The 17,133-nt window shown below is 41.2% G+C and carries 16 protein-coding genes; 8 read left to right on the top strand and 8 right to left on the bottom strand.

Annotation, left to right across the window (positions count from 1 at the left end):
* Nucleotides 1-69: 69 nt before the first annotated feature.
* The 3 genes from nusA to AC570H_RS16515 all read right to left on the bottom strand — a co-directional run bounded on the left by nusA (nt 70) and on the right by AC570H_RS16515 (nt 2,615).
* Entirely contained in the window at nt 70-1,305 is a 1,236-nt protein-coding gene (gene nusA / locus AC570H_RS16505; protein ID WP_497356793.1) for a transcription termination factor NusA, read from the bottom strand.
* A gap of 4 nt (nt 1,306-1,309) precedes the next feature.
* Nucleotides 1,310-1,774: a ribosome assembly cofactor RimP gene (rimP, locus tag AC570H_RS16510; protein ID WP_497356795.1), complete on the bottom strand. Its 465-nt coding sequence runs from the start codon at nt 1,772-1,774 to the stop codon at nt 1,310-1,312.
* Between the two features lie 409 nt (nt 1,775-2,183).
* The gene (locus AC570H_RS16515) at nt 2,184-2,615 is read right to left on the bottom strand and encodes a hypothetical protein (RefSeq protein ID WP_497356797.1); all 432 of its coding nucleotides are present in this window, start codon (nt 2,613-2,615) and stop codon (nt 2,184-2,186) included.
* A 19-nt stretch (nt 2,616-2,634) separates the two neighbouring features.
* Between AC570H_RS16515 and AC570H_RS16520 the strand changes: the two genes are divergently transcribed.
* The gene (locus AC570H_RS16520; RefSeq protein ID WP_497356799.1) at nt 2,635-2,982 is read left to right on the top strand and encodes a phage holin family protein; all 348 of its coding nucleotides are present in this window, start codon (nt 2,635-2,637) and stop codon (nt 2,980-2,982) included.
* Nucleotides 2,983-3,431: 449 nt separating this feature from the next.
* Here AC570H_RS16520 and AC570H_RS16525 read toward each other — a convergent pair whose 3' ends face one another.
* Nucleotides 3,432-4,571, bottom strand: coding sequence for an acyl-CoA dehydrogenase (locus tag AC570H_RS16525; RefSeq protein WP_497356801.1), 1,140 nt, complete (start codon nt 4,569-4,571; stop codon nt 3,432-3,434).
* A 196-nt stretch (nt 4,572-4,767) separates the two neighbouring features.
* Here AC570H_RS16525 and AC570H_RS16530 point away from each other — a divergent pair, with 196 nt between their 5' ends.
* Together AC570H_RS16530 and AC570H_RS16535 are read left to right on the top strand one after the other, a co-directional pair.
* Nucleotides 4,768-5,844 (top strand): helix-turn-helix domain-containing protein, encoded by a 1,077-nt coding sequence (locus AC570H_RS16530; protein ID WP_497356803.1) that lies wholly within the window; start codon nt 4,768-4,770, stop codon nt 5,842-5,844.
* 108 nt (nt 5,845-5,952) lie between these two features.
* On the top strand, nt 5,953-8,331 hold the full coding sequence (locus AC570H_RS16535; RefSeq protein ID WP_497356805.1) for a TonB-dependent receptor: 2,379 nt from the start codon (nt 5,953-5,955) through the stop codon (nt 8,329-8,331).
* Nucleotides 8,332-8,340: 9 nt separating this feature from the next.
* Here AC570H_RS16535 and panD read toward each other — a convergent pair whose 3' ends face one another.
* Complete coding sequence (gene panD / locus AC570H_RS16540) at nt 8,341-8,691, bottom strand: aspartate 1-decarboxylase (protein ID WP_497356807.1); 351 nt, start codon at nt 8,689-8,691, stop codon at nt 8,341-8,343.
* Nucleotides 8,692-8,868: 177 nt separating this feature from the next.
* Nucleotides 8,869-9,717 (bottom strand): pantoate--beta-alanine ligase, encoded by an 849-nt coding sequence (gene panC / locus AC570H_RS16545; protein ID WP_497356809.1) that lies wholly within the window; start codon nt 9,715-9,717, stop codon nt 8,869-8,871.
* A gap of 150 nt (nt 9,718-9,867) precedes the next feature.
* Here panC and AC570H_RS16550 point away from each other — a divergent pair, with 150 nt between their 5' ends.
* From AC570H_RS16550 to glmS, 3 genes are all read left to right on the top strand, one after another.
* Nucleotides 9,868-10,692, top strand: coding sequence for a glycogen/starch synthase (locus AC570H_RS16550; protein WP_497356811.1), 825 nt, complete (start codon nt 9,868-9,870; stop codon nt 10,690-10,692).
* A 24-nt stretch (nt 10,693-10,716) separates the two neighbouring features.
* The gene (locus tag AC570H_RS16555; protein ID WP_497356813.1) at nt 10,717-12,135 is read left to right on the top strand and encodes a DUF4270 domain-containing protein; all 1,419 of its coding nucleotides are present in this window, start codon (nt 10,717-10,719) and stop codon (nt 12,133-12,135) included.
* Between the two features lie 84 nt (nt 12,136-12,219).
* Nucleotides 12,220-14,058 carry a glutamine--fructose-6-phosphate transaminase (isomerizing) gene (gene glmS / locus AC570H_RS16560; RefSeq protein WP_497356815.1) on the top strand — a complete coding sequence of 613 codons (1,839 nt, stop codon included), beginning with the start codon at nt 12,220-12,222 and terminating at the stop codon, nt 14,056-14,058.
* Nucleotides 14,059-14,108: 50 nt separating this feature from the next.
* On the opposite strand, the gene AC570H_RS16565 is transcribed toward glmS, so the two are convergent.
* On the bottom strand, nt 14,109-14,534 hold the full coding sequence (locus AC570H_RS16565; protein ID WP_497356817.1) for a single-stranded DNA-binding protein: 426 nt from the start codon (nt 14,532-14,534) through the stop codon (nt 14,109-14,111).
* 13 nt (nt 14,535-14,547) lie between these two features.
* Entirely contained in the window at nt 14,548-15,597 is a 1,050-nt protein-coding gene (mutY, locus tag AC570H_RS16570) for an A/G-specific adenine glycosylase (protein WP_497356819.1), read from the bottom strand.
* Nucleotides 15,598-15,768: 171 nt separating this feature from the next.
* Here mutY and AC570H_RS16575 point away from each other — a divergent pair, with 171 nt between their 5' ends.
* Together AC570H_RS16575 and AC570H_RS16580 are read left to right on the top strand one after the other, a co-directional pair.
* Nucleotides 15,769-16,071, top strand: a complete 303-nt coding sequence (locus tag AC570H_RS16575) for an HU family DNA-binding protein (RefSeq protein WP_055133196.1) — start codon at nt 15,769-15,771, stop codon at nt 16,069-16,071.
* Nucleotides 16,072-16,081: 10 nt separating this feature from the next.
* Nucleotides 16,082-16,945, top strand: a complete 864-nt coding sequence (locus tag AC570H_RS16580) for a tetratricopeptide repeat protein (RefSeq protein ID WP_497356822.1) — start codon at nt 16,082-16,084, stop codon at nt 16,943-16,945.
* Nucleotides 16,946-17,133 lie beyond the last annotated feature (188 nt).

The following is a 17,133-nucleotide window of genomic DNA, read 5'->3' on the forward strand; positions in this document are numbered from 1 at the left end:
TTATCCTATTTTTTTTACTGTTTATATACAAAAGTAACGTTTATTCTTGTCTTATTCAAGCCATAAGCGTTATTCAAATTCCGATTGCAAAATGGCAATCACTTCTTTAATTGTTTCTTCTTCTAAATCGGTACGCTTCACCAGTTCATCAAGCGACAGGGCCAATACGCTTTTGGCAGTATCTAAGCCAATTGCTTTAAGCTCGTCGATGATCCAGCTATCGATTTCGTCCGAGAATTCTTCGATATCCACATCCTCATCTTCTTCGCCAGCCTCGCGGTAAACATCAATTTCATATCCCGTCAATTTACCTGCCAATTTAATGTTGTGGCCACCGCGACCAATTGCCAATGAAACCTGATCTGGCTTTAAGTAAACCGAAGCGTGTTTAGTGGCATCATCTAATTTAATAGAGGTGATTTTTGCAGGGCTCAACGCACGTTGGATGTACAATGAAATATTGTTGGTAAAGTTAATTACGTCGATATTTTCATTTTTAAGCTCTCTCACGATACCGTGGATACGAGAACCTTTCATCCCAACGCAGGCACCTACCGGATCAATCCTGTCATCGTATGATTCTACCGCAACCTTGGCACGCTCGCCTGGTTCGCGAACAATTTTCTTAATGGTAATCAAACCATCAAAAATCTCTGGAACCTCGATTTCGAACAAGCGTTGCAAGAACTCTGGCGCAATCCTCGAGATAATGATTTTTGGCGTAGCATTAACCATGTCAACTTTAGAAATTACCGCACGCACGGCATCTCCTTTTTTGAAATAGTCGGCCGGGATCTGCTCCGTTTTAGGCATCATCAACTCGTTGCCTTCATCATCCAATACCAAAGTTTCTTTTTTCCAAACCTGGTAAACTTCGCCGGTTACGATTTCGCCAACTCTATCTTTATATTTTTTGAAGATTTCGTCTTTCTCTAATTCCAAAACCTTAGATACCAAAGTTTGGCGGGCAGCTAAAATCGCCCTGCGGCCAAAGCTCTCCAAAGTAATCTGTTCGATGTAATCGTCGCCAACTTCCATATCCGGATCCAGCAGCTTTACTTCGGCCAGCTCGATCTCCAGGTCGTCGTCTTCAGAAAATCCGTCTTCCATTACTTTTCTGGTTCTCCAGATTTCCAAATCCCCGTTATCTGGGTTCACAATTACGTCACAGTTCTCGTCTGTTCCATATTTTTTGCGCAACATACTGCGAAATACCTCTTCCAGTACGCTGATTACTGTCGGGCGGTCGATATTTTTGAAGTCCTTAAACTCCTGAAATGAATCGATTAAATTAATATTGTTCATTTTTCTACTTAAATGAAATTAAAACCTTTGTTTCTATTATATTTTCAAACTCAATTGATGTTTCTGCCAATTGCGCTTTTTTACCTTTTTCTTTTACTTTCTCTTCAATAACGATGGCATTTTCGCCAACTTCTAAAAGCTTGCCTTCTTTTTTTTCGCCATCGGCCAGCTTAATGCCGAGTTCTCTGCCTATGTTTTTATGATATTGGCGTTTCAGCTGAAGCGGTTCGCCAACTCCTGGCGAAGAAACTTCCAGGTTATAAGCCTTATCAATGGTATTTTCTTCTTCTAAATGAAAACCAACATGGCGACTGATTGCTGCACAATCTTGAATGTTTATTCCTTCGTCGCCGTCTACATGGATGATCAGTTTGTTGTTTGGCAACATCCTTACTTCTACCAAAAACAGCTCAGGCCTGTCTGCAATCTTCTCTTCTACGAGTTCTCTAACTCTGTTTTCTACCTGCATATCCTAAATTCTTGCAAAAGAAAAGAGGGGACACGGTCCCCTCTCTTTCCTTAATTACGATGCAAATGTACAAATTATTTTTTCAAAATGCAACAGTGCGCTGCAAATGAGCCACTAACGAACCAAAATTTGTTGCAGTGACTTTACCTTAAGGCCTTTATCGAATGGCTGATCAGAATTAAAAAATGTTCTCGTTTTTTCTATTGCGCATAGCCAGAAATTTATTGTGTTGATACTTGTAAAATATCACAGCTCCCAAGAAGGGCAAAATGAGAACAACCAAGCAAAAAATAATCTTTTCGACCGTAGACAAAACCTTGCTCTTGCATACATCGTAAACCACTTTTAAAATAAGTGCCAGCAGTATTGCTGTAATTATATTTTTCATATTAGTATGGAATTTGCATGCTTAGCGAACCAAAATTTGTTGTAGCGGTTTTACCGTATGACCTACTTTAGAACGAATGATATCACCACCGCTTGCAAATTGGGTGTTGAGCATGGTTTCTATGAGGTAGCTTTTTCCTTTAACGAAAGGATTTGCCGGCGCAAACCAAAGGCTATCTCCCTTAATGCTCAGCTTGCCGGGCCAGTCTATTTCCATGCTGGTCGAATCGTCTTCGGCTGGGGTTTGCAACACCGACACCAATTGCTGGTAGGCGGTATCTTTCGCCAGATTGGTTTTTAGCTGGAGCAGTCCCGCTTCTTCTATGCCCGAAATGACGATGGCCGTACTGTCTGCCGAAAATCGGATGGACAAAGCTTCCTTTTCTTTATTGCCGCAGCCAAAAAGGAGCAAGGCCAAACAAATTGGCACAAAAAATGTAATTTTATTAAACATCCAACTAAATTAGATAAATATGAGATTAATTTTAGAAGTTTTATTGATGGGCCTTGCCATGATGGCCGGCGCCTACCTGGTACCCGGTGTACAGGTTGATGGCTTTGGCAGCGCCATAATTGCCGCCGTGCTTATTGCCCTAGCTAATGCCACCATAGGTTTTATCTTGCGGATATTCACTTTTGTGCTCAACGTATTGACCCTAGGCCTGATCTCATTCATCATTACCGTATTGATGATTTTATTGGTAGATCATTTCATGACCGGATTTAATACTTCTGGATTTTTATCGGCCACTATTTTGGCAATAGCCGTTGCAGTAATCAAAATGATATTGGATTCGATATTTGGAACGGATAAAGACTAGTGTAGCGTGTATGGAGTAGGGCGTATAGCGTATAGCGAGAAATTGAAAACGCCAACCGCCATACCCTAGGCCCCTAGCATAGATTAACAGATTTTAGCCAAGTGGTGTTTAAAAAGCAGAGGCGGTGTTTCATTGATTGTCAGTCCCGCTTTTTGCTTAAGCTTTCGCTTCGCTCCAGGCTACCGCTGTCAATCGGGTTTAAGAACAAAGTTTGTGCGGCTATGTTCAGTTGCACCGGCCAAGGTAAAATAGCCCGAATTGGAGCGACATCCTTTTTGCCCCTAAGGCAAAAGATATAGCGGAAAGCCGGATTAACTTTAAGCCATTGCATAAACCTGCGCTCCTAAAAGCAGTTTGCATTTTTCAGTTTACAGCTTTCATTAGCTAAACAAAAAGCCACAGTTAACAATCTGTTAATCTGTGGCTTTTATCTTGTTAAAAATATCTCTCTAGCTTAAAATACCTCTACTGATCACCATTTTCTGGATTTCAGAGGTGCCTTCATAAATCTGGGTAATTTTAGCATCGCGCATTAGGCGCTCTACATGGTATTCTTTTACAAAACCATAGCCTCCATGAATTTGGACAGCTTCAACAGTTACATCCATGGCAACCTTACTTGCAAAAAGCTTGGCCATAGAGCCTGCCAAAGTATAAGATTGGCCTTGGTCTTTCAGCCATGCTGCTTTATAAACCAACAACCGGGCAGCTTCGATTTGCGTTGCCATATCTGCCAGCTTAAAGGCAATGGCTTGGTGTTCTGCAATGGGCTTGCCAAAAGATTTGCGTTGCTGTGCATAGGCCAAAGCCAATTCGTATGCACCTGCAGCTATGCCTAGGGCCTGTGCGGCAATACCAATACGGCCACCTTCGAGGGTTTTCATGGCAAATTTGAAGCCGAAGCCATCTTCGCCAATCCTATTTTCTTTAGGCACTTTTACATCGTTGAACATTAACGAATGCGTATCTGAACCGCGAATGCCCAGTTTGTTTTCTTTTGGTCCTACGGTAAAGCCCGGCGTTCCCTTTTCTACAATAAACGCATTGATTCCTTTATGCTTAAGTTCCTTGTGCGTTTGGGCAATTACGAGGTAAACTCCGGCCGTACTGCCATTGGTAATCCAGTTTTTGGTGCCGTTTAGCAAATAGTAATCGCCTTTGTCTTCGGCTGTAGTTTGCTGCGAGGTGGCATCAGAACCAGCTTCCGGCTCCGACAAGCAGAAGGCTCCAATGGTTTGGCCTGAAGCCAATGGCTTTAGGTATTTTTCTTTTTGGGCTTCGTTGCCATAGCTTTCCAAACCATAGCAAACCAATGAATTGTTTACCGAAACCACTACAGAGGCAGAAGCATCAACTTTAGAAAGCTCTTCCATAACCAGCACATAAGACAACGCGTCCATACCGCTGCCGTTGTACTTGCCATCAACCATCATCCCCAAAAATCCGAGCTCTCCCAGTTTTTTTACTTGCTCGGCAGGAAACTTTTGGTGTTCGTCACGCTCAATTACGCCAGGCTTTAATTCGTTCTGCGCAAAATCGCGGGCAGCCTGTTGTATCATCAATTGTTCTTCACTTAATTCAAAATGCATAATTATGGTTTATAATTGGTTAGATTTTCCAAATTTAGTATTTCTTGCCTAAATTACTATGCAACCATAGCAATTTTTTACACAACAGCCCCTTTAAAAGGCATCTGCAGTGGTATATCACGATTTTAATACATCCAATCCAAAATCGTTTGCCACAATAAGCTTAGTGTTAACCGAAGATTATTATTTTTGTTAAATGAACCTGAGTCAGCAAATCTTGTTTTTCTTTAGCGCCTTAGGTGTATTCAATGGCTTTATCATCAGCCTCTATCTATTGCTCTTTAAAAAGTCGAAATCGCCCTCCTCTTATTTTTTAGGCTTATTGCTGTTGGCGGTGTGCCTAAAGATAGGCAAGTCTTTTATTCTGTATTTCTACCCAGAATTACCAGCCATTTATATCCACATAGGCATTTGGGGAAGCGCTTTGGTGGGCCCTTCTCTTTTCTATTTTATAAAATCGGCATTGGGCCAAGAAACAAAAATCGCGACCAATCAGCTTTGGATCTATCTGTTCTGGACATTGGCAATTGCAACCGTTAGTATCCTTGCTCCTTATGATAGCCAGCCAGAAATCTGGGATAGCTATATTGGAAACCTCATATTGGTTCAATTTGCTGCCTGTATCCTTTTAACGGGATGGCTACTCAGGCCTGCTTTTATCAAAGTTTTTAACGCAAAAGAAAAAGTTTCGACCATAGAAAAGCTATTGCTTTCTGTTTATATAGGCAACCTGGTAGTCCCAGCCGCCTTCAAATTATCTTTTTTTGATTTCTTTAATGGACCCTGTATCAGCGGCGCCTTGTTCTTCTCGCTTATCCTTTACCTGAACATCTTTCTGTTTGTGAGCAAGCGGAAAACCAGCAACCTCTTTTTGGGCACCCAAGATGTGGAGCGCTATGCCAATAAAAAAATTGCCGACGAGCAGGCATTGGCCCTAACCGAGAAGCTGCAAAAAATCATTCATGAAGAACAGCTTTACAAAAATCCAGACCTCAAGCTGAACGACCTGGCCAAAAAAATTCATATTTCTGGCCATCAGCTTTCGCAATTGCTGAACGATAACCTAGGCAAAAGCTTTGCCGTTTACATTAACGAATTTAGGATAAACGAGGCCTGCGAACTCATCGCCAACGATAAGGGCATTAAACTCGAGGCCATAGGCTACGAGGTTGGTTTCAATTCTAAATCTACTTTTTATACGGCCTTTAAAAAGCATAAACAAACCACGCCAACCTTGTACAAGGAACAGTTAAGCCTTAATTTGGCGGGCTAGACCTGGTCTCATTTTATAATTCCGAACTCCCAAATCTGAGAATTAAAACTCCTTCTCTGTTCTTCTCTTCTAGTTTTGGACCATTCCATAAAATCCAAACACACGAAGATGAAACTGACATTGCTGCTTTGCTTTTTTGCATGCACGAACCTATTGCTGAACGCCCAAACCATTAAGGGGAAATTGGTTGAGGGCAAGACCAGCCAACCTATCCCCATGGCTAACCTGGTTTTAACGGACCAGAATCTCCCTAACGTGATCAAATATAGCGCTAGCGATACCGCTGGATTATTCGAATTTAGCGCCATACCTAACGGAAAATACCTACTGTCGGTTAGCCTAATGGGCTATCAGAAAGTTCAAAAGGAGCTCGAAGTAAACGAAGGCGGGCCAAAGGTTTTAGAACTGGGCCACATCTTAATGGTCGAAGACCCAAGCCTGCTTAAAGAAGTAACCATTACGGGTGGAACGCCTAGCTTTAGCACACAAAATGGGCAGATCAAGGTCGGCGTAGCCAATAATGCTTTTTTCAAGTCGTCATCTAACCTATTAGATGTTTTTAAGAAACTTCCGGGCCTGCAAGTTAACCAAGATGGAACCATGCAAATGGCCAGCAGGGCAACGCCTACTTTGTTTGTTGATGGCAAACCCGTAAACATGAATAACGATGAGATTCTAACCTACCTGAGCAGCTTGTCTCCAGACATGGTCGAATCGATCGAAATGATTAACCAGCCTTCTTCAAAATATGATGGCGAATACCAAGGAATTATAGATGTAAAGCTGAAGCGAAACCAAACTTTGGGTTTGAGAGGCACCTATAATGCCCGCTTTCAGCGAAACAACTACAGCTTGCTCGACAATAATTTATCGCTGGTTTACAAAACTAACCGGCTGATCTACGATTTAAAACTTGGGCATACCACCGGAAGTACTTTTTATAAATATCATGCCTTACAGTTCTTGCCCAATACCAATGCCATGATTACAGATACGCGAACCGTTACTGCCAACCAAAACTATAACATACAGGCCAAGGTTGCCTATGAACTCCAAAAAGGACAGAGCTTGGAAGCTTTCGTGCGCACCTATCAGATCGATAGAAATGCCACATCGCGCAATCAGTTGATTACCCAAAATGCCGACTTAAGCAGTACCATTGGACTTGTTAAGAGCGATAATGATGCATTGCCCAAACAGCATAATTATGCAGGCGGGCTCAATTACGATGCGCAATTCAAAAACAGCGAGCTGCACGTAATTGCTTCTGTAGCCCAGGTAGACAATCGCCAAACAGAGGACATCCAGAACCGAAATGTATTTAGCAATCAATTGATGAATTACTGGAAAACCAACTCCAGGAACAATATCTTGATCCGCACCACTCAGGCAGACTACACGCAAAACACGAGCATAGGAAAATTGGAGCTTGGTGCCAAGTTTGCCTACACCACCACCCAAAACAAGCTTCGCTATGATACGTTGGGCAACGATGTTTTTAGCTTGGACCCCAAGCGCAGCAATGAGTTCGGCTATAAAGAATATATCGCTGCTGCCTATCTTTCTTATATTGGACAGTGGAACAAATTTAATTACAGCTTGAGCTTAAGGGCAGAACATACCAATACGGAAGCCAACTCTATTACTACCGGCCTGGTTACCGATAGAAAATACCTGAAGTGGTTGCCGAGCCTGAGCATTACTTATGCCATTGCTCCAAACGAACAACTTACTTTGAGCTATAGCAGACGAATGACTAGGCCAACTTTTGCCATGCTCAATCCTTTTCGGTTTTATTATAGCCCTCGACATTATTGGATAGGCAATCCTTATTTGCAGCCTTCTACCACTAACCTTTTAGCTTTGTCGTACAGCAGAAAGGCACTTAACATTTCGTTAAACGCTGGCCGGGAAACAGACCCGATGGAGCGTTATCCCGAATACAACCCGGCAACAAACGAGCTCATCTTTTTGGGCCGAAATATCCCTTACAGAGATTTCGCGAATCTACAGGTGAGCTTGCCCGTCACTGTAAATAAGTGGTGGCGGATGAACAATAATGCTGGTTTCTATTACAACAGGGAATTAAGGCCATACTTCGGCAAAACCTATAAAATACCGGTATACAACTTTACGCTTAACGGCAGCCAGGTTTTCAGCTTAAAAGATTGGTTATTTGATGCAAGTTATACCTATGAATCGAAAAGTGGCAATGGCCTTTACATCATGAAGCCGGTTTACGGAATTGATTTTGGACTGCAAAAAGCCTGGTTCAAGAGCAGGGTTAATACCAAGCTTACCCTTTACGACGCATTCGACAGTATTAAAAGAGGCTTGATTTTCAGGGACAAGACCATCTTTAACAATGATTTTTATCATTATTTTGGCGCTCAGCGATTGGTATTTGCCTTAACCTACAACTTTGGAAGTTCGACCTACAAGGCCAGGGAAAGCAAAAAAACCGAAGAGGAAAACAGGGCCAATTAATTACGGATGCTATTTCAGCAGGTGGTTATTATCGTCGGGGAATACCAGGATTGGCTGGTATTTCTTGGCCTCTTCAATAGGTAAAGAGCCGTATGACATAATGATCAAAATATCACCCACCTGTACTTTTCTGGCCGTTGCGCCATTCAGGCAAATGGTACCTGTACCGCGCTCGCCACGAATGGCATAGGTTTCGAAACGTTCACCATTGTTGTTGTTTACAATCTGAACCTTTTCGTTTGCAATAATGTTGGCGGCATCCATCAAGTCCTCGTCAATGGTAATACTGCCCACATAATTCAATTCTGCCTGTGTTACTTTAACACGGTGTATTTTCGATTTTAAAATCTCGATAATCATAATGCAAAGTTAGCGATAAAGGTTGAGGGTTGAAAGGTTTAAGGTAAAAGGCGGGTCATATCTTAATGCGGAGGGCTGGAAGGTGGAGGGCAGAAGGTTAAAGTTAGGGGGTATAAACGCCATACTCCTTTCGCTAAACGCTTTACAATCTTGCTACTCGATACCTGATACTTGATGCTAACTCAACAACATATTATCTATCAGCCGGGTTTCGCCCACTTTTGCTGCAACAAGCGCGATGGCATTTTCGCTTTCTTTATTGCTGATTGGCAATAGCGTTTCCTGATCCGCAATGGTAAAATAATCAAGTTCTACGCCGGGAACCGCATTGATCACGTGTTTTGCCTTGTCTAAAAGTTCGTTGAGGCTCAATTGAAAGTAATTGTCCTTCACATATTGAAGCGCACGACTCAATACTAGGGCATTTTGCCGATCGTTTGGAGAAAGATGGATATTTCTTGAGCTCATGGCCAAGCCATCGTCTTCCCTTATAATCGGGCATGAAATAATCTCGACCGGAAGGTCAAAGTACTTCACCATGTTTTTGATCATCAGCACCTGCTGGAAATCCTTTTGTCCAAAAAAGGCCAAATCTGGCTCTACTGCATCGAAAAGCTTTTTTACAATTTGCGTTACTCCTTGGTAATGGCCTTTTCTAAATTCGCCTTCTAACAGAAATTCTGCATTGCCCAGATCTATATGCCATTTTTCTGGTTGAGGGTACTGGGGATACATTTCGGCAACGGTTGGCATAAACACGGCACTGCAGCCTGCTTCCTTTAGCATTTTGATATCGTGTTCCAAGGGCCTTGGATATTTCTCGAGGTCTTTTGGATCTGTAAACTGCGTAGGGTTAACAAAGATACTGCAAACCACAATTGGAGCTTGTTGCTGCGCAATTTCGATGAGCGAGAGGTGGCCTTTGTGCAGCGCCCCCATGGTGGGCACCAAAGCAATTTTCGATTGGTCATCTTGCATTGGTCGTAGCCAGGCTTTCAATGCGGTTATCGTATGTATGATTTCCAAGTTGTCGGTTTAATTTTAAGGGTGCTAAGTTGAGCATTTATCCAAAACTTACAAAGCCTCTTGCATAAGTTATTGATAAATATTAATATTATTCGTACCTTTGCCCCTTGATAATCTTTAAATTAACATAATTTAATATATAATATGGAGATGGCAAAAACGAAGCTACTGATTGTTACCCACGAGATGTCGCCTTTCCTCGAACTCACTAAAATTTCTGAAATTACACGTCAACTGCCACAGGCAATGCAAGAAAAAGGATTTGAAATCCGCATCTTGATGCCAAGGTTCGGCAACATTAACGAAAGAAGAAACAGGCTGCACGAGGTTATTCGTTTATCGGGTATGAATATCATTATTGATGACAATGACAACCCATTAATTATCAAGGTAGCCTCAATTCCTGCGGCACGCATGCAGGTTTATTTCTTAGACAACGAAGATTATTTCCAAAGGAAACACGTTTTCAGAGACAAAGAGAATAAATTTTATGCCGATAACGACGAGCGTACGATCTTTTTCTGCAAAGGCGCTTTAGAAACGGTTAAAAAACTAGGATGGGCACCAGATATTGTACATTGCCATGGCTGGATGACTGCTTTAGTACCTACTTATATCAAAACTACCTACAAAAACGATCCTACGTTCAAGAATTCAAAAGTGGTTTACTCTATTTATGAGAACTGCTTTGCCGAAACTTTAAATGCAGACCTGCATAAAAAAGCGGTAATGAACAACATGACCGAGGACGACACCAAAGCCTTTATTAAGGCCGATTGCAACAGCATGCATATTGGCGCCGTAACCCACTCAGACGCAGTGGTTTTGGCAGATGAAAAGCTAGATAATGATGTGTTAAAATTTGTTAAAGATTCTAATAAGCCGACTTTAGCCTTTAATTTAACCGAAAATTACGAGAACTTCTTCACTTTTTATGAAGAGATCTCTAATGAGGAATTGGTTTCAGTAGCTTAATACAGCATTATTTTTAATATAAATATGAGATTCTTAAAATTAGACTTATTGACCCTGTTGATAAGTCTTTTTCTTTTCGCTTCATGTGAAAAGACTTCAACAATAGGTTTGGAAATTGACCCTAGCACAGCTATACAGGGTTCATTAATCGATACCGCTACCATTAGTTCGAGAACAGTTAAAGACGACATTGTTGCTAGTGTTATTTTGGCTAGACACCCGTTTGGCTACCTTAAAGATCCAATCTTTGGCGAAACCGAATCTAGCTTGGCAATGACGGTTAATTTGCCAAACGATGGCTATTCTTTTGGAAGTTCACCTGTACTGGATTCAGCGGTATTGGTTTTAAATTATGCCAATGAATTTTATGGAGATAGTACCCAAAACTTCAACATCAATGTTTCCTTGCTAAGAGAAAACATGACCACTTCCAATTCTTATTTGAGCAGCAAGGACTGGGCGCATTTCAGCACTTTGTTAGCCAACAAAAACGGAAAGATATACCCTAACACCAGATACAAAGTTACTGATATCGTAACAGGCAAGGCCGATACCTTAAAAACCGTTACTCCACAAATCAGGTTGCAACTGGACAAGGCTTACATGCAAGGATTAATCACCAATATTACTGCTGCAGATTTGAAGTTTAACGATAATTTTATCCGTTATTTCAATGGGCTTCATGTCGACATTAACAAGGCTAATACTACAGGGGTAGGCGGAATGATGTTTTTCGATTTTGGGAGCACCAATTCTAGGCTTGAACTTTATTATAAATCTACCAATACCTCCTCTAGTACGATTGATACAACTGCCGTTAGCTTTCCGATTACAACAACGATCAGCCCAGTTGCCGCTACCATAAAGCAAAACTATACAACTCAGATAACCACGCAATTGAGCAATCCTACACAACAATTTCCAGTTACCTATTTGCAACCACTTTCAGGCTTAAGGACAAAGATTTCTTTCCCTTATTTGAAGAACTTTACTGCCAATGTAGGTAAAGTCGTGGTAAATAAGGCAGAGTTGGTGATAGATCTTAGTACAGGAACAGACGCACTCCCCTTCAATGCCGCTCCTCGTTTGGCGCTTTATAGATATGACATTGCTGAACAGAGAAGAAATGTACCTGACAATGACAGGGGAAGTTCTACTGTAGCAGGTGATCCTCGCGCTACCAGAACGGAAGCAATTTTTGGCGGTTATTTTGATATCACGAAGAACCGATATGTATTTGTAGTGACTGCCTATATCCAAGATTTATTAGATGGGAAAACACAAGATTACGGTACATTTCTAGCACCTACCCCAATTACAGAGTTTAACATTAGTCCATCACTTAGCACCGGTGCAAGAGCGGTTATTGGAACCTTTAAAAAGACCCCTGCAGCTAGCGACAAGGTAATGAAATTGAATATCTACTATACGAAGATCAACTAGCTAATTATATTCAACGCAAACGTTTGATTAAATCGTTCAAAAGCAATACTTTTGAGCGATTTATTTTTTTTAAAACAATACTGTATGTGTGGAATTGTAGGTTATATCGGCTTCCGTGAAGCGTGGCCAATTGTTATTAAAGGTTTAAAAAGATTAGAATACAGGGGCTATGACAGTGCCGGTATTGCACTAATCGACCACAGTAACCTGAATATCTATAAAAAAGCAGGCAAGGTCCAAGAGCTGGAAAACTATGCCGAAGATAAAAACCTGAATGGAACCATTGGCATGGGCCATACCCGTTGGGCGACACACGGCGCACCTTCAGACAGGAACTCCCATCCCCATACTTCCAACAGCGGTCGATTGAGCATCATCCACAATGGGATTATCGAAAACTATGCAACGCTTAAAGAAGAACTTTTAAGGAGGGGTCATACTTTCAATAGTGATACCGATACCGAGGTATTGATCCATTTGGTAGAAGACATCTATAAAAACGAGAGCATCGACTTGCTAGAGGCCGTTCGTTTGGCTTTAAATGAGGTAAATGGTGCTTATGCTATCGTAATTATGGATCAGGATCATCCCGATCAGCTAATTGCTGCCAGAAAAGGAAGTCCGATGGTTATTGGCGTTGGTGAAGGCGAATATTTTATTGCCTCAGATGCTACTCCGATTATCGAGTATACCAAAAACGTAATTTACCTTAACGATAACGAGATTGCTTTTATCAAACGTGATGAGCTTTTGATCAAAAGATTAGACAATGTAGTACAAACTCCTTACATCCAAGAGTTGGAACTGCAACTGGAGATGTTGGAAAAAGGCGGCTACGAACACTTCATGTTAAAGGAAATCTATGAGCAGCCTCGTTCAATTAGAGACTGTATGCGTGGCCGTATCTATCCATCTGAAGGCAAAGTACAGTTGGGTGGCATTAAAGAGTTTGCAGAGAAGCTAAAGAATATCGATCGCATCATTATTGTCGCCTGTGGCACTTCATGGCATGCAGGCTTAGTGGGCGAATACCTGATAGAGGAATACGCACGCATACCCGTAGAAGTGGAATACGCTTCAGAATTCAGGTATAGAAATCCAATTATTACCGAAAAAGACGTAGTGATTGCGATTTCCCAATCTGGAGAAACCGCCGATACGATGGCTGCTATTGAAATGGCCAAAGAAAAAGGCGCTACCATATTTGGTGTTTGTAATGTAGTTGGGGCTTCGATTCCAAGAATTACCCACGCGGGCGTTTATACCCACGCCGGACCAGAAATTGGAGTAGCCTCTACCAAAGCTTTTACTGCCCAGGTAACCGTGCTTACCCTAATGGCATTTTACATGGCGCAACAAAAAGGAACCATCGTTAACTCTAAGTTGATCGAACTGTTGACCGAACTAGATTGTATTCCAGATAAAATTCATCGTGCTCTAGAATCTAACGAGCAGATCAAAGCCATTGCCGAAAAATTCAAAGATTCGAGGAACTGCTTGTTCTTGGGAAGGGGAAGTGGTTTCCCTGTTGCCTTGGAAGGTGCTCTGAAACTAAAAGAAATTTCATATATCCACGCAGAGGGCTATCCAGCTGCAGAAATGAAACATGGACCCATTGCCTTAATCGATGAAGAAATGCCAGTTGTGTTTATTGCCACCAAAAATTCTTCTTATGAAAAGGTAATCAGCAACATCCAGGAAGTAAAAGCCAGAAAAGGAGTTGTAATTGCCATCGTAACCGAAGGCGATACCGATGTAAAGAAAATGGCAGATTACTGCATCGAAATTCCTGATGCCAGCGAGGCCTTTTTGCCTTTATTGGCTACCATCCCTCTACAATTGCTCTCTTACCACATTGCGGTATTGAGGGGCTGTAACGTAGACCAGCCAAGAAACCTCGCCAAATCAGTAACCGTAGAATAAATAAAAAAGGCCCGAAATTCGGGCCTTTTTTATCACAATTGATTAGTAAACTAAAAGGGCAGATCTCCAGTTTCATCTACCGGACTTACATAAGTATCTTCTGTTTTTGGTGCATTTTCTTGGCCAGTTGATGGTGCCTCAAAATCGCTTTTCCTACCCAGCATGGTAAAATTCTCTGCTACAACTTCCGTTACATATTTTTTAACGCGCTCTTTGTCTTCAAAAGAACGTGTTCTCAATTTACCTTCAATATAAACCAGTTTACCTTTTTGCAAATACTTAGAGGCTACTTCGGCCAGGCCTCGCCATAGCACAATATTATGCCATTCGGTCTGCTCTACACGTTTTCCATCTTTGTTAAAGGTTTCTGAGGTGGCCAATGGAAAACTTGCTACAGTAACCCCTCCTTCTAAATGCCTAACTTCTGGGTCTTTGCCCAAATGCCCTACTAAAATAACTTTATTAATACCCGACATATATTCTATTTGATTAGTTCCTCACATGCAGCTGCATAAATTCGCTGATTACCTTTGGATGGGGCAAAGCCTCAAACTCCTCCAATAAAACAGATTTAATTTCTGTATGTTCATTAAAGTTAACAATATAATTGTCTAAAGCAAAAAATTGCACATATATAATTTGGTGCGTCAATATATGCTTCTTTTGCATTACAAGGCCGATTTTTGCATCCGAACCAAAGTAATTTTCTATTTTCTCCCTAAAGCTGCTGTCCTCTAAACCAACGGCACCCAATGTCTCGATCAGAGGGAAATCATACAGGTGTTGCCATACGTCTCCCGCCTTCCGTTCCTTGGTTAGCACGTGGCCATCTTTTATGGCTACAAAATAATTGAACCAGCGTTCCTTAACTTTTACCTTCTTCAATTTAACGGGCAATATCTCTACCTTTTTATGCTTTAAGGCATAACAACCCAATTGTAAGGGACAAACGGAGCACACCGGTGATTTAGGCTTGCATTGCAGTGCGCCAAATTCCATAATGGCCTGGTTATAGAGCGCAGGTTCTTGTCCGTCAATTAAGCTTTGGGCCAGCTCTGCAAACATTTTCTTGCCCAGGGTAGAATTGATCGGCTCTTCTATTCCGAAATACCTGGCCAAAACCCTAAACACGTTGCCATCAACCACGGCTTTGGCTTCGTTGCTCGAAAAGGAAGAAATGGCTGCGGCCGTATAATCGCCTACTCCCTTTAACTTAACCAGTTGTTCGTATCGAACCGGAAACACGCCTGCATGCTGATCCATCACTTGCTTAGCCGTAAACAGCATATTCCTTCCCCTTGAATAATAACCCAATCCCTGCCAAAGTTTGAGCACCTGTACTTCGCTGGCCTCGGCAAAGGATTTAACGTTTGGAAAGTTTTCCAAGAACTTGTTAAAGTAGGGCATACCCTGCTCTACACGAGTCTGTTGCAGTATAATTTCCGAAAGCCAAATGACATAAGCATCTGTTGTTCCTCGCCAAGGAAGGTCGCGTTTGTTAATTTTATACCATTTTACGATTTCGTTCTGGAAGCTCATTTCGCCAAAAATACAACCTTAATCTATCTTTTTGATAAAACTTGCATTTACATGATAAGTTCAATTGTAAATAAATCATCTTTTATTTTCCTATCTCATTAAAAAGCAATACTTTTGCAACCCCAAAACAGTTATAATATTTAATACTCAATAACTTAATAAATAGAAAATATGACTAAGGCAGATATTATTTCGGAAATATCAACAAAGACAGGAATTGAAAAAGTAGACGTTCAAGAAACAGTAGAGGCATTTTTCAAAGTGATCAAAAACAGCATGATTGGCGGCGAAAATGTTTACGTAAGAGGTTTTGGTAGTTTCGTTGTAAAAAAGAGAGCACAAAAAACTGCTAGAAATATTTCTAAAAATACAGCGATCATTATTCCAGAGCATTTTGTACCAAGCTTTAAACCAGCAAAAGTTTTTGTTGACAAAGTGAAAAACAACTCTAAAAAAGTTAAAGCAGAAGCTTAATCGTATCGTTATGGCAAACAATATCCGCACAAAACAGGCTATCATCATTTTCGCAATCGTATTGCTTGTCGGATTTTTGTTTACGAGGGATATCAAGGGCTTGGCAGAAACCAAAGAGCCTACAGCCAAACCGGCCGTAGCTACCAGTGAAAACCAAGCACCACAACTGAGCCTAGAAGAAATTTCTTCCACAGCAAAAAACTTGATCAGCAATGCTTCGGGCAAAGAAATAACAGCATTAGAAAGTACTTACCAAAGTGCTTCTGGTGCCGAAAAACTTACTCAGGCACAGAAATTGGCCCAGAAATGGGAAGATTTGGAACAAGCGGCACCTAGTGCCCTGTACCTTGAAGTTGTTGCCAATGGAGAAGCTTCTTTAACCAATTGGATAAATGCAGGCAATAGGTTTTTAAAAGCTTTCGATAATACACAGGATAGCCTTTTAAAACCAAATATGCTTCAGAAAGCCAACAATGCCTTTACAAAAGCATTAGCCTTGGACTCTACTAGCCTTGATGCTAGAACAGGAATGGGGATAACCATTGTAAACGGTTTAGGCGCCCCAATGCAAGGTATAGCGATGTTGCAGGAGGTGGTTAAGGAAGATCCTAAAAACTTAAAGGCAAATATGAATTTAGGCATATTTGCTATGAAATCTGGACAGTTTGACAAAGCTATTGTTCGCTTCAACAATATCATCAGTCAGATTAAAGCTAGCCCTGATGCCTACCTTTATTTAGCAATGGCTCATGAAAGCTTAAACCAGAACAAAGAAGCAATAGACGCTTATTTAAACAGCAAGAAATTAGCGGCCAACCCAACTGTATCATCATTTGTTGATAAAAAGGTGGCCGAGTTAAAGAATAAACGTTAATTAACAGATTAATAAAAACATTTAAAACTTAAGATTATGCCAAGCGGTAAAAAAAGAAAAAGACATAAAATGGCTACCCACAAACGCAAAAAACGTTTAAGAAAAAACAGACACAAGAAAAAATAGGTTTTTCCTAGCTGTGTATTGGCCAAAAATAAATACCATGATAAACGGTATTTATTTTTGGA

It is taken from the genome of Pedobacter sp. B4419 (assembly GCF_059693725.1).